The sequence below is a fragment of the Nocardiopsis sp. NPDC058789 genome, assembly GCF_042745575.1.
Classification (GTDB): Bacteria; Actinomycetota; Actinomycetes; order Streptosporangiales; family Streptosporangiaceae; genus Nocardiopsis; species Nocardiopsis eucommiae.
Map to the genome: position 1 here is coordinate 356,382 of NZ_JBHYOW010000003.1, position 22,570 is coordinate 378,951.

Genomic DNA, 22,570 nt, shown 5'->3' on the forward strand with positions numbered 1-22,570 from the left:
GTTCCGGCGACACACCCACTCCCCCGCGGCACCCCGAGGACCCCGACGAAAGAGCGCCCCCGATGCCCGTGACACCCGCTCCCACGTCCGCACCAGCGCCGGATGCCCAGTGGCACCTGGAGAACCTCCGGGGCCACGACGTCCAGGCCGACCCGAAGCCCTGGATCCAGGCCTACGAGACGGTCTACGCCGACTCCCTGCACCTGCCCGACCACCGGGAACCCACCTTCGGCGAACGCCTGGCGTTCAGCGCCTCCCGCCCCGGCTTCCGTCTCACGGCCTGCCGTGTCGACGACGAACCGGCCGGATTCGCCTACGGGTACACGCTGCCCGTCACCACGGGCTGGTGGGACGGCTTCGAGCCCCGGCCCGGCGTCGACGCCGGAGAGACCACCCGGGAGCACCCCGGACGCACCCTCGCCCTGTGTGAGGTGCTGGTCCACGACCGCTTCCGCGGCCGGGGCGTGGCGCGCCGGGCCCTGACCCTGCTGATGGCGGGCCGCCGGGAGGAGCGGGCCACCGCACTGGTGGCCGAGGGCAACACCCGTGCCCTGGACCTCTTCCTCGCCAACGGCTGGCGGCACGTGGGCGAGGTCGCCCCGCACCCGGGCTGGCGCGGACACCACGCCCTGGTCCTGCCCCTGCCTTCCTGACCAGGCCCCCGGCCCACCCCCCGACCGACTCGGCCCGCGCCCTCCAGCAGGACGCGCGCCCCCGCACCGCGGCTCCTCCTCTGAACCGTCCGGCACGGCAGCACCCGGAACGGTCGCCGCACCTCCACCCGCCCCGAGCGTTCCGCACCCGGACCCACAGGAGCCCGACACCCATGCCCATCACACAGAGTGACTCGACTCTGACCATGAGCACCTCCAGTGACACCGAGACCGACCCGCCCGTCCCCCTCCTCGCCTCCCGGCTGGCCGGAGCACCCGGCGGACCCGCCACGGTCGCCACCCTCGTGGGGAGGGCCACCGAGGCACTGACCACAGCCGCCGCCCTCCGCGGCGGCCCCCTGCCCGCACAAGGCCCCGCCGAGGTCGCCGAGCGGGTCCGCGCGGCACTGGGCCCCCTCCTCCCCGTACCCGACGCCTCCGCCGAGGCCGTCCTGGAACGACTCACCCACGCGCTGACCCTCGGCGCCGCCGACCCCGCCCACCCCCACTGCGCGGCCCATCTGCACTGTCCTCCCCTGGCCGTCGCGGTCGCCGCCGACACCGTCGCCTCGGTCCTCAACCAGTCCATGGACTCCTGGGACCAGGCGCCCGCGGCCACCGCGCTGGAGACCGAGGTGGTGGCCGAACTGGCCGGGCTGGTCGGCTACGACGGGTCCGGCGCGGGCGGCGTCGTCACCTCGGGCGGCACCGAGTCCAACCTGACCGCCCTGCTCCTCGCCCGCGACCACGCCCTGCCCGGAGCGGGCCGCCACGGACTGACCGGGGCCTCCGGCACGGCCCGGCCCCGCGTGCTGTGCGGGGAGGTGGCGCACTTCTCCGTTCAGCGCTCCGCCGCCCTCCTCGGGCTGGGCGAGGACGCCGTGGTCACCGTCGAGGTGGACGAGCGGCACCGCATGCGGCCCGAGGCGCTACGCGCCGCCCTCGAACGCGTCCGTGCGGACGGCGACACGGCCGTGGCCGTGGTCGCCACCGCCGGTACCACCGACCTGGGCGGCGTCGACCCGCTCGACGCGGTCTCCCGCGTCTGCCGGGAGTCCGGCGTGTGGCTGCACGTGGACGCCGCCTACGGTGGCGGCGCCCTGTTCTCCCCGCGCCTGCGCACCCTGCTCACCGGGATCGAGAACGCCGACTCGGTCAGCCTGGACCTGCACAAGCTCGGCTGGCAGCCGGTGGCCGCAGGAATGCTCCTCACTCGCGAGCGCGCCCTGTTCGCTCCGCTGTCACGCTCGGTGGACTACCTCAACCCGACCGACGACGAGGAGGCGGGCTACCCCAGCCTGCTCGGCTACTCGCTGCGCACCACCCGCCGGGCGGACGTCCTCAAGATCGCCGTCACCCTGCGCGCCCTGGGCACCGCCGGGCTGGGCCGTCTGGTCGAGGCCTGCCACGACCTCGCGCTGGAGACCGCCGACCTGGTCACCGCCCATCCGGACCTCGAACTCCTGGCCACGCCCAGCCTCACCACGGTGGTCTTCCGCTACCGCGCCGGAGAGCACGCGGACTCCGTCAACGCGCGTCTGCGCCGCCGCCTGCTCGAACAGGGCCGCGCCGTGGTGGGCCGCACCGCCGTGCACGGACGGGTGTGGCTCAAGCTCACCCTGCTCAACCCCGACACGACCGCCGACGACACCGCCGCGCTGCTCGACGAGGTGGCCAGGGCGGGCACCGCCGAACGGACCGTCCCCGAGGAGACCCGTTGACCTTCCCGCACGACGACCCCCGCGTCCATGACCTCGTGGGGGTCGGGCTGGGCCCGTTCAACCTCGCCCTGGCCGCCCTCTCCGACGCGGTCCCCGGGCTCTCCGCGCGTTTCCTGGAGGCCCGCCCGGACTTCTCCTGGCACCCCGGGCTCCTGCTGGAGGGTGCCCGCCTCCAGGTGCCCTTCCTCGCTGACCTGGTGAGCATGGTGGACCCGACCAGCCGGTGGTCGTTCCTGTCCTACCTGCGTGAACACGACCGCCTCTTCCCCTTCTACTTCGCCGAGCACTTCCACGTGCCCCGGCGCGAGTACGACGACTACTGCCGGTGGGTGGCGCACAGTCTGGACTCCTGCCGCTTCGACGCCGAGGTCACCGCCGTGCGGGCGGAGGACGGCGTGTTCACCGTCGAGTACGCCCGAGCCGACGGTTCCCGGGAGGCCGTGCGGGGCCGCGCCCTGGTGATCGGGATCGGCACCGCTCCGGTGCTGCCCGAACCCCTGCGCGCACTGGAGGGCGACCGCGTCCTGCACGCCGCCGACTACCTCGACCACACGGCCGCGCTGGCCGGGGCGGACGACGTGACCGTGGTCGGCTCCGGCCAGTCGGGCGCCGAGGTCTTCCTCGACCTGCTGCGCTCCCCCGACCACCGCGACACCCGGGTGCGCTGGCTGACCCGCTCGCCCGCCTTCGCCCCCATGGAGTACTCCAAGCTCGGCCTGGAGCACTTCACCCCCGACTACACGGCCTACTTCCACGCCCTGCCGGAACCCGTGCGGGACCGCCTGGTGCCCGAGCAGTGGCAGCTGTACAAGGGCGTCAGCGCCGACACCATCGCGGAGATCCACGACGTGCTCTACGAGCGCGGCATCGGCGGCGGAGAGGTCGGCGCCTCCCTGGCCGCGCAGTGCGAGCTCGTCGACGCCCGCGCCGAGGGGAACGGCTACGAACTGCGCTTCCGCCACCGTGAGCAGGGGCGCGCGTTCACGGTGCGCACCGACGCGGTGGTGGCCGCCTCCGGGTACGCCCAGCGCGCGCCCGACTTCCTCGCCCCGGTGGCCAAGTTCCTGCGCACGGACGCGCGCGGGCGGCACCTGATCGGTCCGGACCACCGTCTGGAGACCGACCCCGCGCTGTCCGCCCCCATCCACGTGCAGAACGCGGAGCTGCACACCCACGGCGTCGGCACCCCGGACCTGGGCCTGGGTGCCTGGCGGGCCGCCACCATCCTCAACGGCCTCACCGGACGCACCGTGTACCGGCTCCCCGAACGCACCGCCTACCAGACCTTCGGTGTTCCGGACGAGGAGCGCCCGTGACCAGCCCGCCCACCACACCGACCGACCACCGGACGGAAGGGAACCCCTTGCCCGAGACCGCACCCGCCACCACCGACCCCGCCACCACCGACGCCGAGAACTGGCGCCGGGCCGGGCGTCGCCTGCTCGCCCACATGGTCGGTGAGATGGCCTACGAGGAGATGGTCGTCCCCGAGGCCGCTGCCGACACGGGCCCCGGTGCCTCCCCCGCCTGGACCCTGGCCGTGGACGGCGGCGTCTCCTACGGCTTCACCGCGCGCCGGGGCGGGTTCGGCTCCTGGCACGTGGATCCCGACTCCCTCGTCCGCCGGACCCGCGAGGCCGAGGCGCCCGCCTGGGACCCCGCCCTGTTCGTGACCGACGCCCAGGCCACCGTGGGCCTGCCCGGTGACTCCCTGGCCGAGGTGGTCCGCGACCTCCTGGCCACCCACGCGGCCGACGCCCGGCTGGTCTCCTCCGCCCTCGGTGCCGCCGAGCTCGCGGACCTCCCGTACGAGGACCTGGAAGGACACCAGACCGGCCACCCCTGCATCTTCGTCAACAAGGGACGCCTGGGGTTCTCCGCCGACGACGCCGCCCGCTACACCCCCGAGGCCCGGGGCGCGTTCCACCTCGTGTGGATCGCGGTCCACCCCGACCTCGGGAGCTTCCAGTCCATGGCCGACACCGAACGGCACGGCCTGCTCACCCGCGAACTCGACGAGGACCAGCGGACGGAGTTCGCGGAGGCCGTGCGGGCGCGCGGCGGCGACCCCGACGCCTTCCTGTGGATGCCGGTCCACCCCTTCCAGTGGGACGAGGTGGTCGCCCCGCTGTTCGCCTCCGAGATCGCCCTCGGCACGGTGGTGCGCCTCGGCCCGAGCCGCGACCGCTACCGCCCCTTCCAGTCCATCCGCACCCTGATGAACCTGGACCGGCCCGACCGCCTCAACGTCAAGGTGCCCCTGATGATCCGCAACACCCTGGTGTGGCGCGGCCTCTCGGGGACCCAGACCGGGTGCGCCCCGCACACCAGCACCTGGTTGCGCTCGCTCGCCGAGCGTGACCCGTACCTCGCCGAGACCGGGGTGATCATGCTCGCGGAGCGCGCCTCGGCGACCGTCCCCCACCCCGTGTTCGACCAGATGCCGCAGGCCCCCTACCGCTTCCACGAACTCCTGGGCACGATCTGGCGCGAGCCGATCCACGGCCACCTCGCCCCCGGGGAGCGGGCCCGCACCATGGCGTGTCTGCTCCTGGAGGGCGCCGACGGGCGTGCGCTCGTGACCGAGCTGGTCGAGCGCTCGGGGTTGGCGCCGCAGGTGTGGCTGGAGCGGTTCCTGGGAGCGCTGTTCCCCCCGGTCCTGCACTACCTGCACCGCTACGGGGCCTCCTTCACCCCCCACGGCGAGAACGTCGTGCTGGTCTTCGACGGCGACGAGACCCCCGTCCGCGTCGCGCTGAAGGACTTCGGCTCCGACGTCGAGCTGCTCCCCTTCGACCTGCCCGAGTACGCCGAGATCCCCGACCACGTGCGCTCGGTGCTGCACCGGTGGAAGCCCGAGGAGCTGGCCCACTCGGTGTTGTCCGCGATCTGCGCGGGCCACCTGCGGTTCCTCGCCGACATCGTCGAACGCGAGCTGGGCGTACCCGGCGAGACGCTGTGGCGGCTCGCCCGCGAGCAGGTCCTGGCCTACCAGGAGCGCTTCCCCGAGCTGGCCGACCGCTTCGCGATGTTCGACCTCCTCGCGCCCAAGGTGGGCCGGGTCGCCCTGAACCGCGAGCAGCTGATGGGCGGCGGTTTCCACGAGCGCGCCGAACGCGACGCCGAGTTCGACGTCATGCACGGCCTGGTCGACAACCCCCTCGCGCAGCCGTGACCACCACCAGCCCGGAGAACCCGCCGATGACCACCCAGAACCCGACCCGCGCCCAGGTATCGGCCCCCTCCAGGGGCCCGGCCGCCGCCGACCCGGATCCGCTGCCGGTCCCCCCGGAACTCACCGCCGAGCACTGGGACCGCGCCAGCGACCACCTGGCCGCCAAGATGCTCGCGGAACTCTGCTTCGAGTACGCCCTGCGCCCCGAACCCGGCGGTCCGGGGATCTGGCGGGCCCGCGTGCACCCCGGCGCCGCCTACGTGTTCGAGGGACGGCGCACCACCATGGACGGCTGGCGGGTCCACCCCGGCACCGTCGAACGCGAGGCCGCCGACGGCACACGGACCGCAGCCGCGCCCTTCACGCTCCTGCGCGACCTCGGCGCGGCCGGGATCGTCTCACCGGACGTGGAGGCGTTCACCGTCGGAGAGCTCACCGCCACCCTGAGCGGGGACGCCCGCCTGGCCTCCTCCCGCACCTCCAGCGCCGCTCTGGCCGCGCTCCCCCACGCCGAACTGGAGGGGCACCAGACCGGCCACCCCTGGATCTTCGCCAACAAGGGCCGGGTCGGCTTCTCCGCCCGCGACCGCGCCCTGTTCCCGCCCGAGGCCCGGCGCCCCGCGCGGATGCCCTGGATCGCCGTGCACCGCTCCCTGGCCGAACACCACGGAGTCCCGGGCCTGGACCAGGAGACCCTGCGCGCCCGCGAACTGGGGCCCGAACTGACCTCCGCGTTCACCGCCCGGCTGGAGCGGACCCTGCGGGGCTCCGGTACCGAAGCGACGGAGTTCGTGTGGCTGCCGGTCCACCCCTGGCAGTGGGACGAGGTGGTCGTGCCGCTGTTCGCCGCCGAGATCTCCCACCGCCTCGTCGTGCCCCTAGGCGAGGCGGCCGACGACTACCTGCCGCAGCAGTCCATCCGCACCTTCACCAACCTCGACCGTCCCGACCGGCTCAACGTCAAGCTCTCGCTGGCCATCCTCAACACGATGGTCTACCGGGGCATCCCCACCGAGCTGTGCCGGGCGGCACCGGCCAGCACCGGGTGGGTGCACGCCCTGCGCGACCGCGACCCCTTCCTCTCCGAGCGCTGCCGGGTGGTCCTGCCCGGCGAGGTCGCGGCCGTGGCCGTGCGCCACCCCGTCCTGGAGGACATCCCCGACGCCCCCTACCGGCACCGCCAGCTGCTCGGCGCCCTGTGGCGCGAGCCGGTCACCGAACAGCTCGACCCCGGGGAGCGCGCCCGTACCCTGGCCGCGCTGCTGCACGTGGACGGCGAGGGGCGGGCCCTCGTCAGCGAACTCGTGGAACGCTCCGGTCTGGGTGCGGAGGAGTGGCTGCGCGCGCTGTTCGCGGCGCTGCTGCCGCCGATCCTGCACCTGCTGTACCGGTACGGGCTGGCCTTCAACCCGCACGGGGAGAACGCGATCGTGGTCCACGACGGGAACGACCGCCCGGTCCGGCTCGCCGTCAAGGACTTCGTGGACGACATGAAACTCCTCGACACCGACCTGCCCGAGTACGCGGACCTGCCCGAGGAGACGCTGGGCGTGCTCATGCGCTTCGACGCCCGCGAACTCACCTCCTCGGTCGCCAAGTCCCTGTTCGTCGGCCACTTCCGCTACCTCGCGCCGCTGGTCCAGGAGCACCTGGACGTGCCCGAGGCGCGGTTCTGGGACCTGGTGCGCGCGGAGGTCACGCGCTACCAGGAGGAGTTCCCCGAGCTGGCCGCGCGCTTCGCGGTGTTCGACCTGCTCGCCCCCGAGTACGAGCGCGTGTGCCTGAACCGGGAGCGCCTCCTGGGCGACGGCTACCACGACCGGGCCGAACGCGACGCGGAGTTCCACCTGGACGCGCCGCCCATCCCCAACCCGCTCCACCGGGCCCCCGCCACCAGTCCCGAGGAGGCCCGATGAACCGGATCGTGGGCGACGGACTGCCGCCGCTGACCGAGACCCTGCCGCCCTCCCCACCGCCGCCGCCCTTCCCGGTACCGCTCGAACGCCTGCGCGCCGACGTGGAGTCGGGGGCGATCACCGACGTGATCGTGGCCCTGCCCGACCTCCAGGGGCGGGTGCAGGGAAGCCGGATCAACCCCCGGGACTTCCTCTCACGGACGCTGGACCACGGCTTCGACGCCTGCCTGTACCTGCTCGCCACGGACGTCGAGATGGAGTCGCGCCCCGGCTACGCCGTCGACCCCTGGGACGGCGGGCTCGGGGACCTTTCCGTGTTGCCCGACCCCGGCACCCTGCGCTACCTGCCCTGGGACCCGGGCACCGCCCTGGTGCTCGGTGACGCCCGCGACGCCGGGGGTACCCCGGTGCCGGTGGCTCCCCGCCAGGTGCTGCGCACCCAGATGGACCGGCTCACCGAACGCGGCTGGCGCGCCCTGGCCGGGACGGAGCTGGAGTTCCTGGTGTTCCGCGACTCCTACCAGGAGGCCTTCGAGGCCGACTACCGGGGCCTGACCACCGCGACCCGCTTCAACTCCGACTACGCGGTGCCCGAGGTCACCGAGATCGACCCGCTCATGCGGCGCATCCGCACCGCCATGGAGCGCACCGGCATGACCGTGGAGTCGGCCCGGGGCGAGTGCCACCCCGGCCAGTACGAGATCGTCTTCCGCTACGACGACGCCCTGCGCACCTGCGACAACCACGTCGTGTACAAGGCGGGGGCCAGGGCGCTGGCGGCGCAGGCCGGAGTCGCGCTGACCTTCATGGCCAAGTACGACGGCGGCGAGGGCAACTCCTGCCACGTGCACCTGTCGCTGCGCGACGAGACCGGCCACCCGGTCTTCGCCGACGACGGCGCGGGCCGGTACGGCATGTCCAAGCACATGGAGCACTTCGTCGCCGGGCAGCTGGCCTGCGCCCGGGACTTCGCCCTGCTCCACGCGCCCAACGTCAACTCGTACAAGCGCCTGTCACCGCAGGCCTACGCCCCGAACACCGTCACCTGGGGTCTGGACAACCGCACCTGCCCGGTACGGGTGATCGGGTCGGGCGAGTCCGCGCGGATCGAGTTCCGGGTGCCGGGCGGGGACGCCAACCCCCACCTGACCGTCGCGGGGATCATCGCGGCGGGCCTGTACGGCATCGACCAGGCGCTGCCCCTGCCCGAACCCACGGTGGGGGACGCCTCGGCCAGTGGTGCCGCCCGCCTGCCCGCCTCCCTGGAGGAGGCCGTCCGGGCCTGGGAGGACAGTGAGATCGCCCTGGCCTGCTTCGGCCCGGAGGTGGTGCGCAACCAGGCGGCGGCGGGCCGCGCCGAGCTCGCGGCCTTCTCCGCCACGGTCACCGACCTCGAACGCCGTCGCCACTTCGAGCGGGGGTAGGCCGTGAGCGCCCCGCCGGAACGGTCCGGCGGGGCCTCGACCCCCCTCGCGGGTCAGCGTGCCACGCGGTAGCGGAGGTAGACGATCCCCGCGCCGACGGTCCGCGACTCGACGAGACGCAGGTCCTGCCGACGCTCGCCCCGGGGAAAGAACGGGGTGCCACCGCCCACCAGCACCGGGTACACCCGGAGCCGGAACTCGTCGACCAGTCCCAGGTCGGCCACCTCGGCGGCCAGGGTCGCGCCGCCGACGGCGATGTCCCCCTCGCCGGGCTCGGCCCTCAGGCGCGCGATCACCTCCGCCGGACCATCGGACGCCAGGCGGGTGTTGCCCCGCACCTCGGACAGCGTGGAGGAGAACACCACCTTGGGGAGCGCCCGCCAGATCCGGGCGAACTCGACCGTCGAGTGGTCGTGTGCCGGGTTCTGGTCGACGGTCTCCCAGTAGGCCATCGTCTCGTAGAGCCGCCGCCCCAACAGGTAGACGCCGACGCGGCGCACCTCGTCGGTCGCGAGGGTGAAGACCTCCTCGTCCGGTACCGACCAGTCGAAGGAGCCGTCCGGCCCGACGACGTAGCCGTCCAGGGACACACCCATCGAATAGACCACGTCGCGCATCGCACGCCCTCCTCGGTAACGGTCCCGTCAGTATGGCCGCCGAACCCCCGGGAACCCGTCACGACGCGCGCCGTCCTCAGCACCGGCGCCACCGCGAGGGACCCGGGCGTGTCCCGGCCCCGTGGGCGACCGCCTCCCCGGGTCCTGGTGCATCCTCTGGGTAGGAACCTTGGCTGAAAGCGACACCAGGAAGCGGCCGGAGCCGGACCTGGTGCTGGTTCGCACGGACGCGTTCCGGAAGCTGGAGCGGACCTGGTTCCCGCCCGAGGCGGTGGAGCTGGCGGTCGAGGTGGTCTCCAAGGAGTCGGAGGTACGGGACCGGGAACGCGAGCCCGAGCTCTACGCGCGGGCCGGTGTGCGCTTCTACTGGCGCGTCGAGCAGGACGGGAACGACGCGGTGGTCTACGAGTACGAGAAGGACCCGGCCAGCCCCTCCGGCGACTACGGCAGGCCGACCATCCACCGGAAGTCGCTCAGGACCTCCGTTCCGCTGAAGCTGGAGTGCGACCTGACCGACATTCTGGACCGCTGACCGGCGGACGAAGGGGGAGGCACGGTGCTCCGTGCCTCCCCCTTCGTGCGACGCTCCGCTAGGGCAGAGCGCCGAGCGCGTGGTCCACCGCGTCCTGGAGGCGGCGCCGCAACGCCGCGCTGCCCGCTCTGGTCGTGCGGACCTCCACCATGCGCGGACCCTCGCCGAGGAGCGCCTTGGGCAGGTCGGTGGCCCACTCGACCCGGGTGTAGGGCAGGTCCGCCACGGCCGCCACCCTCTCCATGGAGACGCCGTGCGGGGTGCCGAACACCCGCTCGAAGTCGGGGTGACCCGCCTGTTCCAGGCCCGAGAAGATGCCACCGCCGTCGTTGTTGACCACGATGATCGCGAGGTCGGGTCGGGGCTCGCCCGGGCCGATGATCAGACCGTTCTGGTCGTGCAGCATCGCCAGGTCGCCGAGCAGGGCGAAGGCCTGGCCCCCGCCCTCCCGCTGGTGGGCCAGGGCCGCGCCGATCGCCGTGGACACCGTCCCGTCGATCCCGCTCACACCCCTGTTGCCGACCAGCCGCACGCCGCAGCGGGCACCCATCGTGGCGTCGAGGTCGCGGATGGGCATGCTCGCACCGGCGAAGAGCAGTGAGCCCTCGGAAAGCTGGGAGACGAGGTCACGTGCCAGGCGCGGCTCGGTCAGGGTCTCCTCCGCGTCCAGCAGCCCGTCGATGACCCCTCGGGCGACCGCCTCGGCGCGCTCCCACGAACGCGACCAGTCGGTGCGGCGCGGGTGCGCCCAGTCCAGACCGGCGGGCGGGGCCACCGCCGCGACCACGTCGGTGGCCGTGCGCACGGGGTCGGAGAAGTCGTTGGCCAGGCTCGCCGCCGGGTCGCCCAGGGCTCCGGCCGTGACCACCACGTGGCGGTCGGCACGGCGCAGGAACGCCAGCACCTGCCGGGACAGGTTGGGCCGCCCCACGCTCACGACCAGCTCGGGGGTGTGCTCCTCGGAGAACCCCGGGGAGGCCAGCAGCTGCCGGTAGGTGGAGACCGCGCCCGCCCGGCGGGCGTTGGAGGTGGGTTCGGCCAGCAGGGGCCAGCCGGTCACCTCGGACAGGGCCAGGAAGGGGACGGGGTCGTAGTCGCCGTCCCCGCACACGATCACGCCGCGTTCGACGTCCGGCAGGACCAGCGGCGCAGGCTCGGTGAACGGGCCGGGACGCGAGATCCAGGGGCGGCCGTCCGGGCGGCCGTCCAGCGGCGCCGTCCAGGTCGGGGTGGCGGAGGGCTCGTCCGGGGTGAGCGGGTCGCGGAAGGCCACGTTGAGGTGGACCGGGCCGGGGCGACCGCCGGTCGCCGACGCCCAGGCCCGACAGGTCAGGGAGCGCCAGTACGCCACCATGCCCGGGGCCGGGTCGGGCGTGCCGACCTCCGCGAACATCCGCACGGCGCCGCCGTACAGGCCGATCTGGTCGACGGTCTGGTTGGCGCCCGTTCCGCGCAGCTCCGGAGGCCGGTCCGCGGTGAGCACCAGCAGCGGGACCCCGCTCTCGTCCGCCTCCAGAACCGCGGGGTGGAGGTTGGCGGCCGCGGTGCCGGACGTGCACACCACCGCCACGGGGCGGCGGGAGGCACGGGCCAGGCCGAGGGCGAGGAAGGAGGCCGAACGCTCGTCCACACGCACGTGGACCCGGATGCCGGAGTGGGCGACCAGGGCCAGCGCCAAGGGCGTCGAGCGCGATCCGGGAGCGACGACGGCCTCGACCATCCCGCAGCGGGCCAGTTCGTCGACGAGGACCCGAGCCAGGGCGGTAGACGGATTCATCAGAGTCTTTCGTTCGTCAAGGTATGTGCCAGTATCCCCGTGCGGTGCGACCCGGTCGAACGGACCCGGTCCCCTCCAGTGAACCCCGTTCGGTTCCGAACGGCGAGGGATCCGGGCTGTGATCTCCTGCCCACGGGGGACGGTCGCACGTCACCCCGGGGCACCCGGCGCCGACCCCGTCCGTGGTCAGGACGGGTCGGAGGGGGTCCGCCCCGCCGCCTCGGCGGCCTCGGCCCGTGCGCGCCAGGCGCCCGGATCGGTCTCGACCGCCGCCAGCGCCGCCTCGTCCACCACGGCCGGACGGACCGGGAGGAACCCGTCCACGGGCAGCAGCGGGTCGGCGGTGACGTCGGCGTTCAGCATCTGCATGGTGGCCAGACCGCAGGCGTAGGGCAGCTCGGGCAGGCACGCGGCCAGGGCCACCCCCGCCGCCAGGCCCACCGACGTCTCCACGGCGCTGGAGACCACCACCGGAAGTCCACAGGCCTCGGCCACCCGCAGTGCGGCGCGGACGCCGCCCAGGGGCTGCACCTTGAGCACGACGATGTCCGCCGCCTCGGAGGCACGCACACGAAGCGGGTCCTCCGCGCGCCGGACGGACTCGTCGGCGGCCACCGGCACGTCCACTCGGCGGCGGACGGCGGCCAACTCGTCCAGGGAAGCGGAGGGCTGCTCCACGTACTCCAGGTCGAACCGGTCCAGCTCGCGCGTCATCCGCACGGCGGTGTCCACGTCCCAGGCCCCGTTGGCGTCCACCCGCACCCGGCCGGAGGGGCCGATCGCGGAGCGGACCGCCTCGACCCTGGCCACGTCCTCGCGCCAGTTCTGGCCCTTCTCCGCGACCTTGACCTTGGCGGTGGCGCAGCCGCCCGCCGCGACGATCGCGGCGGCGCGCCCGGGGTCCACGGCGGGCACGGTCACGTTGACGGGGACCCGGTCGCGCACGGGCTCCGGCCAGCCGTGGTGGGCCGCCTCCTGGCAGGCGGCCCACCAGCGGGAGGACTCGCGCGGCCCGTACTCGGCGAAGGGCGAGAACTCGCCCCATCCGGCGGGGCCGCGCACCAGCATCCCCTCACGGACCGTGATGCCCCGGAAGCGGTTGCGCAGGCCGATGGCGAAGGCCCGGCCCCCGGCGGCGGTCACCGCCGGGGCAGGCTCCGAGGCGCCGGTCACGGGCGGCGCGGGAACTTGTCGAACTCCGGACGACGCTTCTCCTTGAAGGCGTCCCGGCCCTCCTGGGCCTCCTCGCTCATGTAGTAGAGCATCGTGGCGTCACCGGCGAACTGCTGCATCCCGGCGGCGCCGTCGCTCACGGCGTTGATGGCGCCCTTGAGCATGCGCAGCGCGAGCGGGGACTTCTCCAGCATCTCGCGGGCCCAGGAGACGGTCTCCTTCTCCAGGTCCGCCAGCGGCACGACGGTGTTGACCATGCCCATGTCCAGCGCCTCCTGGGCGCTGTACTGGCGGCACAGGTACCAGATCTCGCGCGCCTTCTTCAGGCCCACGGTCTCCGCCAGCAGCCAGGCGCCGTAACCGCCGTCGAAGGAACCGACCTTGGGGCCGGTCTGGCCGAACTTGGCGTTGTCGGCGGCGATGGTGAGGTCGCAGCAGACCTGGAGGACGTTGCCGCCGCCGATGGACCACCCGGCGACCATGCAGATCACGGGCTTGGGCAGACGGCGGATCTGCACCTGGAGGTCGAGCACGTTGAGGCGGCCGATCCCCTGCTGGGCCACGGCGTCGTCACCGATGTAGCCGTCGTCGCCACGGATCTTCTGGTCGCCGCCGGAGCAGAACGCCTGGTCACCGGCGCCGGTGAAGATGATCACGCCGACGCTGGAGTCGTCCCGGGCGATGCTGAACGCCGTCTGGAGCTCGAAGAGCGTCTGGGGGCGGAACGCGTTGTGCCGCTCGGGGCGGTTGATCGTGATCTTGGCGATGCCCTCCGCGGTCTCGTAGATGATGTCGGAATACTCGCCCGACCGCTGCCAGTCGATCACGCTGCTCACGGCTTCTGCTTCTCCTCACGGGGATGGGGACGGTGTGGGCGCGGCCGGGGTGGCCGTCGCGCCCAGACGTCAACCCTACGCATTGTGCCAGGCGAGCCGGGACGGACGGGCACGCACCCGGCGCCCGGCCCCACGGGACGTCTCCTCCCCCGGTCGGGCGTACGCTGGGGCACCGTGGCACAAGCAAGCGAAGTCCGGTCCCAGGTCCCCGGCCGCGAGGGCGAACGCGCCCTCCAGGCGGTGCGCGGTCTGTCCCCCGCCCTCATGCACGAGCTGCTCGCCCACGCGTTGGAGGGCACCGGACCCGCGCTGCTGCCCATCCCCGACGGCACCCCCGAGCCGCGCGCCGAGGCCCTGCTGGCCGCCATGCGGCCCTCGTCGCTGCGCACTCCCGACGGCGTGACCGATCTGCCCGACGGTCTCCCCGTGGGCCCCGACGGGGCGCTGCTGGTGACCACCTCGGGTTCGACGGGTGAGCCCAAGGGCGTGGAGCTGTCCGCGTCCGCCCTGCGCGCCTCGGCGCGCGCCTCCGTGGCCCGGATCGGCGCGGTGCCGGGCGACCGCTGGCTGTGCGTGCTGCCCGCGGGACACATCTCCGGCATCCAGGTCATGATCCGCGCCCTGGTCACCGGGGGCGAGGTGGTGCACGCCCCGTTCGACACCGACACGGTGGCGGAGCTGGCGCGCACGTCGCGTCCGCACGTGTCGCTGGTCCCCACCCAGCTGCGTCGCCTGCTCGCGGCCGGGGCCGACCTGTCGGCGTTCGGCACGATCCTGCTCGGCGGCGCGGCGGCCGAGCCGTCCCTGCTGGACGCGGCCCGCGTGGCGGGCGGCCGGGTCGTGACCACCTACGGCATGAGCGAGACCTGCGGCGGATGCGTGTACGACGGTGTTCCGCTGGACGGGGTCGAGGTCGGGATCGTCGGCGCGGAGCCGGGCGAGCCCGGCCGGGTCGTGCTGGGCGGACCGACCCTGCTCACCGGGTACCGGATGCCCCCGGGGTCGGAACAGCGGGGGTGGGTCCGAGGAGAGGACGAGGCGGGGATGGTCCTCGACGACGCCGGGAAACCGTGGCTGCGCACCAACGACCTGGGACGTCTGGACTCCGAGGGACGCCTGCACGTGTTGGGCCGGATGGACGAGGTGGTCAACACCGGCGGTCACAAGGTGGTGCCCGGCCAGGTGAACGCCATCCTGGCCGCTCGCCCCGAGGTCGCGGAGTCGGTGGTCGTGGGCCGTCCCGACCCCGAGTGGGGCGAGCGGGTCAGCGCCGTCGTCGTGCCCGCCGATCCCAGCGACCCGCCCACGCTGGAGCAGCTGCGGGAGTGGGTCCGCGAACGGCTGCCCGCCTACGCCGCCCCCCGTGAACTGGACCTGCGGTCCGCCCTGCCGATGCTCGCCTCCGGCAAGCCCGACCTCGTCGCCCTGCGCCGCACCGCCCCCTGATCCGCCGGGCCGTCCCCGCCCACCCGAGCCGCCGTCCGGGGCCGCCCCGGCTCACGGATTCCTCCGGCTCCGCTGGTCGGAGCCGGAACGCGCTCCACCGGGGGTCGAGGACGCGTGTACCGGTGTGGTCCCCACACGTGGGACCCTGGCCCGGGAGACCTTGTCCGGTTGGCGGGGAACTTCCGAAAGCTCCCTGGCGTCTACCTGAGTATCCGGTCTCTTCGGCCCCTCTTCCAAGGAGGTCCGCGGTTGGCGGCAGCCATCGACCCCACCGTCCGCTCCCCTGCGCCCTCCCCCGCGCCCGGAACGCCTGTCGCGCGGCGGTTCTCGCACTCGGACCGAGCGGGCGCCATTACCCGCATGGGTCGGTACTCCGCCACTCATGGGACAGTGATCCATACCACCCTCTTCGATATCCAATCGAGACAGGGAACATTTGACTCGCCGACACGTTGGACATATTGGCGCGACCAGTCGGCGGGAACCCTCCGCCGCGTGCCACACGTCCTGGAAGGGAGGGAGGTGCCCACATGACGAGCACTGCCCTAGACGCTTCGGGCCCCGAGGCCGAAGTCCCCGACGGCAACGCTCCGACCGAGGGCCGTGCCGCCCACGAGGCTCTGACCGACCTGATCACCCAGGGGCGCGCCCAGGGACACCTGTCCCTCTCAGAACTACGTACCGCTTTCTCCGCGGCCGGAGTCACCTCCAGTGACGGCCGCTCCATCCTGCGTGAACTCACCGAGAACGGGGTCCGACTCGCCAACGGGGGCGACGACTCCGCGATGGTGGCCGACCCTGACGCCGAGGACGACGTGCTGGAAAACACTCTCATCGCGACGGTACCCGACACCGACGAGGCACCCAAGGCCGCGACCGGCAAGGCCGCCTCGCGCAAGGGCCCCTCCACCCGGAGGAAGGCCCGCACCACGCGGCGCGCCAAGAAGACCGAGACCAACCAGAACACCACCGACCCGGAGACCGGCGAGGCCGACCTCGACGACCAGTCACCCGCCATGGGCGACTCGGTCCACACCTACCTCAAGGCGATCGGGCGGCGTCAGCTGCTCACCGCCGAGCAGGAGGTGGACCTGGCCAAGCGCGTTGAGGCCGGACTCTACGCCGAGTACCGGCTCGGACTGCACGGCGAGGTCGACGGGGCGGTCCCCATGGCCGACGCCGAGCGCGACGAACTGGAGTGGGTGGCCGAGGACGGCCGCAAGGCCAAGTCCCACATGCTGGAGGCCAACCTCCGCCTGGTCGTCTCCGTGGCCAAGAAGTACAGCGACCGGGGCATGTCCCTGCTGGACGTGGTGCAGGAGGGCAACCTCGGCCTCATCCGCGCCGTGGAGAAGTTCGACTACACCAAGGGCTTCAAGTTCTCCACCTACGCCATGTGGTGGATCCGCCAGGCCATCCAGCGCGGGTTCGCGGACTCCGCGCGCACCATCCGCCTGCCCGTGCACGTCCTGGAGCTGCTCAGCAAGGTGAGCCGCCTGGAGCGCGACATGCACCAGGCGCTGGGCCGCGAGCCCACCCCCGAGGAGCTGGGCCTGGAGCTGGACAAGACCCCGGCCCAGATCGAGGAGCTGCTGCGCGTCACCCGCCAGCCGATCAGCCTCGACTCCACCATCGGTGAGGACGGCGAGACCCGCATCGGTGACCTGATCGAGGACGTGGACGCCTCGGAGGCCTCCGAGGTGGTCGACCGCCAGCTCATGGCCGACCAGCTGCGCAACGCCCTGTCGGACCTGGAGCCGCGCGAGGCGACCATCATGTCGCTGCGGTTCGGGCTGATGGACGGCCGACCGCGCACCCTCGACGAGATCGGCAAACACCTGGGGCTCACCCGGGAGCGCATCCGGCAGCTGGAGAAGCAGTCGCTGTCCAAGCTGCGCCACCCGAGCCGGGCCCAGCAGCTGCTGGACTTCGCCAGCTGAGCCTACCCCTCGTGTGACGTACGGGGCCGTTCCCCCCTCGGGAGAGCGGCCCCTTCGGCTGTCCGGGCTCAGGGACAACCCCGAACTTCCCCTGGTATCCGGAGACGGGAGCGCACGGCGCCGCGGCCCGGTGGGACGATGGGCGCATGACCGACAACCCTCAGCGGCACAAGGACGAGATCGCCGCCGCGCTGCGCGCCAGCCGTGAGCTGGGCCCCGAGTACGACGACGCGGTGGCCGCCTCCCTGGTCGAGCGGGTCGACGACACCATCGAGGAACGCGTCCGGCACCACGTGGCCCGCCAGGCCGGAAGGGACGAGGCTCGCGTCGGCGTGGCCTCCAACACCGTGCGCATGGTCCTGGCCCTGGTGTGCCTGGGCGTCAGCATCCCGGTGACGGGTATCGTCGCCGCCCTGGTCGGGAGCGCCATGTCCGTCTTCATGGTGTGGGCGGGTCTGATCGGCTTCTACCTGATCGCGGTCCTGGGCCTGCGTCGCTGAGCGCGCCGCCCAGCCGGGAGGGCTCACCCGCCCGGGCCGGGTCCTCCCGGCACAGGGATGGGGGCGGACCGCTCCGCCCGCCCCCGTCTCCCCGTTCTCGAGTCCGTGGCGCGGAGGCCTAGTAGCCGCAGGCCGCCAGGATCATGTCGTGCGTCTCGGCGGTCCAGTCGAGGGCGTCGGCCAGTCCGTTGGCGTCGCCGAAGTCCAGTTCCTCCAGGACCGCGTTGACGGCGTCGGCGCGCTCGGTGGCGTCCTCCCGGAGGCCTCCGCGCGCCGCGTTCTCCAGGCGTTCGACGTCCAGCACGTGGGCGTCCAGCACCGCGTAGTGGTCGTCCTGGAACGGGACTCCGTCGTCGAGGACGTCGGTCCCGATGCTCTCGGCCGCCAGGTCGACGGCGTTGATGTTGCTCTGGATGTCGGCACAGGCGGCGTCGATCTCCGCCTTGTTGCCCGAACAGGCGGTCAGCGCCAGGGGGACGGCCAGGGCGAGGGTCAGGGACAGGGCACGGGTGAGGATCGGGGGATGGGACACGGATACTGCTTCCTTCTCGGGTTCCTGCTGGGGGGACATGGTCGCGCGGGACGGGATCAGATCATCAGTGCGAAGACGACCACCAGGACGACCAGCAGGCCGACGACGGCCCCCAGGCATCCCAGCACCGCTCCCAGGCCGCCGCCGCGCGGGGCGAAGCCGGGGCCGTCGCTGTAGTAGTGGCGGTTGCGTCCGTAGTGCCAGCGGTTCCGGGGGCGGTCGCTGTGCGCGGAACCCACCACGTGGGTGTGCCGGCTCGGTCGCGAGGCACGTGACGACCTCCGGGAACGTGCGGCGCCCGAACGCGAGGCGAACCCGCCGCCGGGACGCGCGGCGCCACCGGAGCCGAAGCCGCCGGAGCGCCCGGCCCCGCCACCGCTGCCGCGCGAGTTGAAACCACCGCCACGGCGGGCGGCGCCGCCGCGGGAACTGCCGCCGCCGGAGCGGCCTCCTCCGGAACGTCCGCCGCCGGAGCGACCTCCTCCGGAGCGGCCTCCGCCCGAACGTCCGCCTGATGACCGTCCGCCGCCGGATCTCCTGCTCATCGGGCGCCTCCTTGGGGGTTGTCGTTCACCGCCACCGGGGGAGGGCGGCGCACCACGACAGTACCGCTGAACGCCCCAGTTCAGGGGGTTCGGGACGGGTTCGGTCCGATTGCGGTCACCACAGCGAACAGAGGGAACCCCACGGGTCCCGTGTGCGTCGTCAGTGGCTGACGCCCGGTGCCCCCTCCAGGGCGGCGCGCAGGATCTCGACGGCTTCCTCGCGCTCCAGGCCCACCCGGGTGATGACCTCGGCGTAGGCACGCGCTGCGGCCAGGGCCTCGGCTCGTTGGTCGTCCCCAGCGGCGGCGACGAAGGTCCCGGAGCGGCCCCGGGTCTCGACGACCCCGGCCTGTTCGAGTTCCCGGTAGGCGCGGGCGACGGTGTTCACCGCGACCGAGAGCTCTCCGGCCAGGGCGCGGACGGTGGGCAGCCGGTACCCGACCGGGAGTTCACCGTTGGCCGCGGCGATCGCGACGAGGGCTCTGATCTGTTCGTAGGGCGGAACCTTCGACGTTGGATCAATGCGGATGAAATCCGCCATGTCCTTCTGCGCTCCCCACGTGAATCGCCGACCACTCAACCGGCACGGACCGGGTGTTCGTCCAACCTATGCCCACTCGCGACCCTCCACCAACCTCGCTGGGGTCACGCTCCGCGCACAGTTCGTCCCACTGGTCACCCTGGGTCAGATCCTCCCCAGTCGTCGGAGGTCGGGGCACCGACGACGCGGCCCCACGGGGTGAGCCGTGAGGCCGCCGACGCCGGTTCCCGGGTCAGACGACCGACCGGGGGGCCTGCTGGATACCGTGCAGTCGGTGCGCCTCCCGGACGGTGAGCAGGTGCTCCGCGACCTGCGTGGCCTGCTTGATCTCGGGCCGGGCCAGACGCTTGCGACGCCTGATGCGGTCCGTGTAGCCGCCGACCCCGACCAGCACGCGCTCCCGCGCGTAGGCGGCGCGCATCGCCTCGGTGAGGGCGGTGTCGAGCCGCACGCCCTGCTCGTGGACCTCCTCGACCAGGGCGCCCCGCTCACGCGCCTCGTCCAGGGCCCGCTCCGCCTCGGCCACCGACCTCAGGAGCTCGGGGAGCCGCTCGGCCCGCTCCTGGTCGTGGGCGAGTTCCTCGCGCGCCTTCGTCCTGTCCTGCTTGCCAAGTCCCATGTCCGCTCTCCGTGGGGAGTACCGTCAGCCGTGTCGAGGCAACTCTATGGGTGACGAAGATCATCGGGCGAGCCGGACCGTGCGTCGGTGGTGGCGTCCCGGCGGCGGACCTGCCAGCTTGACTCCGTCGACCCCCACGTCCCCCGAAAGGCACCAGAGTGAGCAGGAACTACGCGGGTCTGAGCCGTGAGCGCATCATCGTCGAGGCGCTCCACATCATCGCCGGTCGGGGCCTGGGCGGGCTGTCCATGCGGCGGCTTGGCGACGCGCTGGACGTGGAGGCGATGGCGATCTACCACCACTTCCCCAAGGGCAAGGAGCAGCTGTTCAACGCGATCGCCGCGTACGTCACCACGGCGCGGGTGGTCAGCGGGCTGACGGAGGGCCAGGGCCCGCCCGGGGACGGCGACGGCGAGGGCGAGGAGGCGACCGGTGCCCACCCCGTGGCGGTGGCCGGGGCGGACGACCTCCCCTGGGACCGGCGCCTGACGCTCTGGGCCGAGGCCTACCGGGAGCGGTTGCTGGCCTACTCCGGTGCGCTGTCCCTGCTCATGCACCGCGCCCCGCACACCGTGGGCGAGGAGGACACGCGGGCGCTGCTCCACGCGGCCTTCACCGAGGCGGGCCTCTCCGAGGACGACGTGCCCCGGGCGTGCGACACGCTGAACGCCTACTGCCTGGGTTCGGTCGCCCACCAGGTCCGGCACGAGGGCCGTGAGGACGCGGTCGACGCGGCAGAGGCCCTGGCCGGGTTCCGGTTCGGGCTGCGGGCCCTGCTCACGGGCCTCTCGGGCTGAGCGGTCAGGCGCCCCGCAGCCGCACCCGTTCGCTGCGCAGTTCGCGGGCCTCGTCGGGGTCCAGGACCGGGGCGGCGGTGAGCAGCTGCCTCGTGTAGTCGCTCTGCGGGCTCTCGTAGATGGTGTCGCTGTCCCCCAGTTCCACGATCTCGCCCCTGCGCATGACCGCGACGCGGTCGCTGACCTGGCGCACGACGGCGAGGTCGTGGGCGACGAAGATGTAGGTGAGCCCGAAGTCGTCCTGGAGCTCGGAGAGCAGGCGCAGCACCTGGTCCTGCGTGGACACGTCCAGCGCCGAGACGGGCTCGTCGCACACGATCAGCCTCGGTTTGAGGATCAGCGCGCGGGCGATGGCGATGCGCTGGCGCTGACCGCCGGAGAACGCGTGCGGGAACCGGTTGTAGTGGTCGGGTTCGAGCCCGACCCGCTCCAGCAGTTCCTGGACCCGTGACCGGATCCTCCGACCGTCGTTCTCGCCCTGCACGCGGAGCGCGGTGCCGATGCTCTGTCCGATGGTCAGTCGCGGGTTCAACGAGGAGTAGGGGTTCTGGAACACCATCTGCACGTCGCGACGGAGCGGACGCAGTCGCCGTTCCGGCAGATGGGTGATGTCCTGGCCCTCGAACTCCACCGTGCCCTCGGTCGGCTCCAGCAGCCGCATGACCATCCTGGAGAGCGTGCTCTTGCCCGATCCGGACTCCCCCACGATGCCGAGCGTCTCGCCCTTGTACAGGTCGAAGCTGACCCCCTTGACCGCCCAGAAGTCCGTGGAACGCCCCCACAGCCCACCGCGCACCCTGAAGCTCTGCGCGACGTCGCGGACGCGCAGCAGCGGCGCTCCCCGGTCCTCCGTGGCGGGGGGCCGGGAGGCGGAGGGGGGCGCGGACTCGGCCGCCTCGGTGTCGGAGCTCTCCGGGGCGCGACGCGGATCCCGTTCCGTCTCGGCGCGTTCGGCGCGGTCCCGCGCGCGCCGCTCGGCCCGGGAGACCTCCACGCGCGGCACCGCGGCCAGCAGCGCCTGCGTGTAGGGGTGCTCCGGCTCCGCGAGGACCGCGCGCACCGGGCCGCGTTCCACCGCTTCGCCCTTGCGCATGACCACGACCTCGTCCACCGAACCCGCCACCACGGCGAGGTCGTGGGAGACCAGGATCAGTGCCATGTCGAGTTCGCGGCGCAGCTCGTCCATCAGGTCGAGGATCTGGGCCTGCACGGTGACGTCCAGCGCGGTGGTCGGCTCGTCGGCGAGCAGCACCTTGGGGTCGCACATGAGTCCCATGGCGATCAGGACGCGCTGGCGCATGCCGCCGGAGAACTCGTGGGGATAGGAGTTGATCCGCTTGGCGGGTTCGGGGATACCGACCTTCTCCAGGGACTCGACCGCCCTGGAACGGGCCTGGGTCCGGGACACCTGCGGCCGGTGCACGCGCAACGCCTCGACGAGCTGGTTACCGATCGTGTACTGCGGGTGCAGCGACTGCATCGGGTCCTGGAAGACCATCGCGATGTCGTTGCCGCGCATCGAACGCAGCTTCCTGTCGCTCGCGGCGACCACGTCGGTGCCCACGACCTCGATCCCGCCGGTGATCCGGGCGCGGCTGCCCCGGTGCAGGCCCATCAGCGCCAAGGAGGTCACGCTCTTGCCGGAACCCGACTCACCCACGATCCCGAGCGCGCCACCGGCGGGCACCTCGAAGGACAGGCCGTCCACCGCCCGGACGTCGCCGTCCAGGGTCGGGAAGGTGACGTGCAGGTCGTCCACGCGTACGACCGGGGCGGCGGAGGAACCGGCCGGGGACCCTGACGGGGTTGCGGTCATCGGAAGGCCT

The 22,570-nt window shown here is 73.0% G+C and carries 20 protein-coding genes; 11 read left to right on the forward strand and 9 right to left on the reverse strand.

What is annotated here, in order from left to right; translation table 11 throughout:
- Positions 1 to 62: 62 nt before the first annotated feature.
- The 6 genes from ACFW3L_RS05770 to ACFW3L_RS05795 all read left to right on the forward strand — a co-directional run bounded on the left by ACFW3L_RS05770 (position 63) and on the right by ACFW3L_RS05795 (position 8,889).
- Positions 63 to 653, forward strand: a complete 591-nt coding sequence (locus ACFW3L_RS05770) for a GNAT family N-acetyltransferase (RefSeq protein ID WP_378736782.1) — start codon at positions 63 to 65, stop codon at positions 651 to 653.
- Positions 654 to 859: 206 nt separating this feature from the next.
- The gene (locus ACFW3L_RS05775) at positions 860 to 2,374 is read left to right on the forward strand and encodes a pyridoxal phosphate-dependent decarboxylase family protein (protein ID WP_378736784.1); all 1,515 of its coding nucleotides are present in this window, start codon (positions 860 to 862) and stop codon (positions 2,372 to 2,374) included.
- The gene (locus ACFW3L_RS05780) at positions 2,371 to 3,690 is read left to right on the forward strand and encodes a lysine N(6)-hydroxylase/L-ornithine N(5)-oxygenase family protein (protein ID WP_378736787.1); all 1,320 of its coding nucleotides are present in this window, start codon (positions 2,371 to 2,373) and stop codon (positions 3,688 to 3,690) included. Before ACFW3L_RS05775 ends, ACFW3L_RS05780 begins: the two co-directional genes overlap by 4 nt.
- Before the next feature lie 47 nt (positions 3,691 to 3,737).
- Positions 3,738 to 5,549 (forward strand): IucA/IucC family protein, encoded by a 1,812-nt coding sequence (locus ACFW3L_RS05785; protein WP_378736789.1) that lies wholly within the window; start codon positions 3,738 to 3,740, stop codon positions 5,547 to 5,549.
- Positions 5,546 to 7,465 (forward strand): IucA/IucC family protein, encoded by a 1,920-nt coding sequence (locus ACFW3L_RS05790; RefSeq protein WP_378736791.1) that lies wholly within the window; start codon positions 5,546 to 5,548, stop codon positions 7,463 to 7,465. Before ACFW3L_RS05785 ends, ACFW3L_RS05790 begins: the two co-directional genes overlap by 4 nt.
- Positions 7,462 to 8,889 (forward strand): glutamine synthetase family protein, encoded by a 1,428-nt coding sequence (locus ACFW3L_RS05795; protein WP_378736793.1) that lies wholly within the window; start codon positions 7,462 to 7,464, stop codon positions 8,887 to 8,889. The genes ACFW3L_RS05790 and ACFW3L_RS05795 overlap by 4 nt, the downstream gene beginning before the upstream one ends.
- A 53-nt stretch (positions 8,890 to 8,942) precedes the next feature.
- On the opposite strand, the gene ACFW3L_RS05800 is transcribed toward ACFW3L_RS05795, so the two are convergent.
- Positions 8,943 to 9,506, reverse strand: a complete 564-nt coding sequence (locus ACFW3L_RS05800; RefSeq protein ID WP_378736795.1) for a dihydrofolate reductase family protein — start codon at positions 9,504 to 9,506, stop codon at positions 8,943 to 8,945.
- A 169-nt stretch (positions 9,507 to 9,675) separates the two neighbouring features.
- Here ACFW3L_RS05800 and ACFW3L_RS05805 point away from each other — a divergent pair, with 169 nt between their 5' ends.
- Positions 9,676 to 10,038, forward strand: a complete 363-nt coding sequence (locus ACFW3L_RS05805) for a Uma2 family endonuclease (protein WP_378736797.1) — start codon at positions 9,676 to 9,678, stop codon at positions 10,036 to 10,038.
- A gap of 58 nt (positions 10,039 to 10,096) precedes the next feature.
- Here the strand turns inward: ACFW3L_RS05805 and menD are convergent, their stop codons facing one another.
- The 3 genes from menD to menB all read right to left on the reverse strand — a co-directional run bounded on the left by menD (position 10,097) and on the right by menB (position 13,824).
- Positions 10,097 to 11,815 (reverse strand): 2-succinyl-5-enolpyruvyl-6-hydroxy-3-cyclohexene-1-carboxylic-acid synthase, encoded by a 1,719-nt coding sequence (menD, locus tag ACFW3L_RS05810; protein ID WP_378736799.1) that lies wholly within the window; start codon positions 11,813 to 11,815, stop codon positions 10,097 to 10,099.
- Positions 11,816 to 12,001: 186 nt separating this feature from the next.
- A complete protein-coding gene (locus ACFW3L_RS05815) occupies positions 12,002 to 12,988 on the reverse strand; it encodes an o-succinylbenzoate synthase (RefSeq protein WP_378736801.1) in 987 nt (328 codons plus the stop codon).
- Positions 12,985 to 13,824 (reverse strand): 1,4-dihydroxy-2-naphthoyl-CoA synthase, encoded by an 840-nt coding sequence (gene menB, locus ACFW3L_RS05820; protein WP_378736803.1) that lies wholly within the window; start codon positions 13,822 to 13,824, stop codon positions 12,985 to 12,987. The genes ACFW3L_RS05815 and menB overlap by 4 nt, the downstream gene beginning before the upstream one ends.
- A gap of 174 nt (positions 13,825 to 13,998) precedes the next feature.
- Between menB and ACFW3L_RS05825 the strand changes: the two genes are divergently transcribed.
- The 3 genes from ACFW3L_RS05825 (at position 13,999) to ACFW3L_RS05835 (ending at position 17,710) form a co-directional block, all read left to right on the forward strand.
- Positions 13,999 to 15,270 (forward strand): AMP-binding protein, encoded by a 1,272-nt coding sequence (locus ACFW3L_RS05825; protein WP_378736808.1) that lies wholly within the window; start codon positions 13,999 to 14,001, stop codon positions 15,268 to 15,270.
- A 530-nt stretch (positions 15,271 to 15,800) separates the two neighbouring features.
- Positions 15,801 to 17,210, forward strand: coding sequence for an RNA polymerase sigma factor (locus ACFW3L_RS05830; RefSeq protein ID WP_378736810.1), 1,410 nt, complete (start codon positions 15,801 to 15,803; stop codon positions 17,208 to 17,210).
- Between the two features lie 146 nt (positions 17,211 to 17,356).
- Positions 17,357 to 17,710, forward strand: coding sequence for a hypothetical protein (locus ACFW3L_RS05835; protein WP_378736812.1), 354 nt, complete (start codon positions 17,357 to 17,359; stop codon positions 17,708 to 17,710).
- A 118-nt stretch (positions 17,711 to 17,828) separates the two neighbouring features.
- Here the strand turns inward: ACFW3L_RS05835 and ACFW3L_RS05840 are convergent, their stop codons facing one another.
- From ACFW3L_RS05840 to ACFW3L_RS05855, 4 genes are all read right to left on the reverse strand, one after another.
- Positions 17,829 to 18,242: a hypothetical protein gene (locus ACFW3L_RS05840; RefSeq protein WP_378736814.1), complete on the reverse strand. Its 414-nt coding sequence runs from the start codon at positions 18,240 to 18,242 to the stop codon at positions 17,829 to 17,831.
- 56 nt (positions 18,243 to 18,298) lie between these two features.
- Positions 18,299 to 18,787, reverse strand: coding sequence for a hypothetical protein (locus ACFW3L_RS05845; protein ID WP_378736816.1), 489 nt, complete (start codon positions 18,785 to 18,787; stop codon positions 18,299 to 18,301).
- Between the two features lie 160 nt (positions 18,788 to 18,947).
- The gene (locus ACFW3L_RS05850; RefSeq protein WP_378736817.1) at positions 18,948 to 19,328 is read right to left on the reverse strand and encodes a GntR family transcriptional regulator; all 381 of its coding nucleotides are present in this window, start codon (positions 19,326 to 19,328) and stop codon (positions 18,948 to 18,950) included.
- Between the two features lie 232 nt (positions 19,329 to 19,560).
- The gene (locus ACFW3L_RS05855) at positions 19,561 to 19,947 is read right to left on the reverse strand and encodes a hypothetical protein (protein WP_378736819.1); all 387 of its coding nucleotides are present in this window, start codon (positions 19,945 to 19,947) and stop codon (positions 19,561 to 19,563) included.
- A 158-nt stretch (positions 19,948 to 20,105) separates the two neighbouring features.
- Here ACFW3L_RS05855 and ACFW3L_RS05860 point away from each other — a divergent pair, with 158 nt between their 5' ends.
- Positions 20,106 to 20,744, forward strand: a complete 639-nt coding sequence (locus ACFW3L_RS05860; RefSeq protein WP_378736821.1) for a helix-turn-helix domain-containing protein — start codon at positions 20,106 to 20,108, stop codon at positions 20,742 to 20,744.
- A gap of 4 nt (positions 20,745 to 20,748) precedes the next feature.
- On the opposite strand, the gene ACFW3L_RS05865 is transcribed toward ACFW3L_RS05860, so the two are convergent.
- The gene (locus tag ACFW3L_RS05865; protein WP_378736823.1) at positions 20,749 to 22,560 is read right to left on the reverse strand and encodes an ABC transporter ATP-binding protein; all 1,812 of its coding nucleotides are present in this window, start codon (positions 22,558 to 22,560) and stop codon (positions 20,749 to 20,751) included.
- Positions 22,561 to 22,570: the final 10 nt, after the last annotated feature.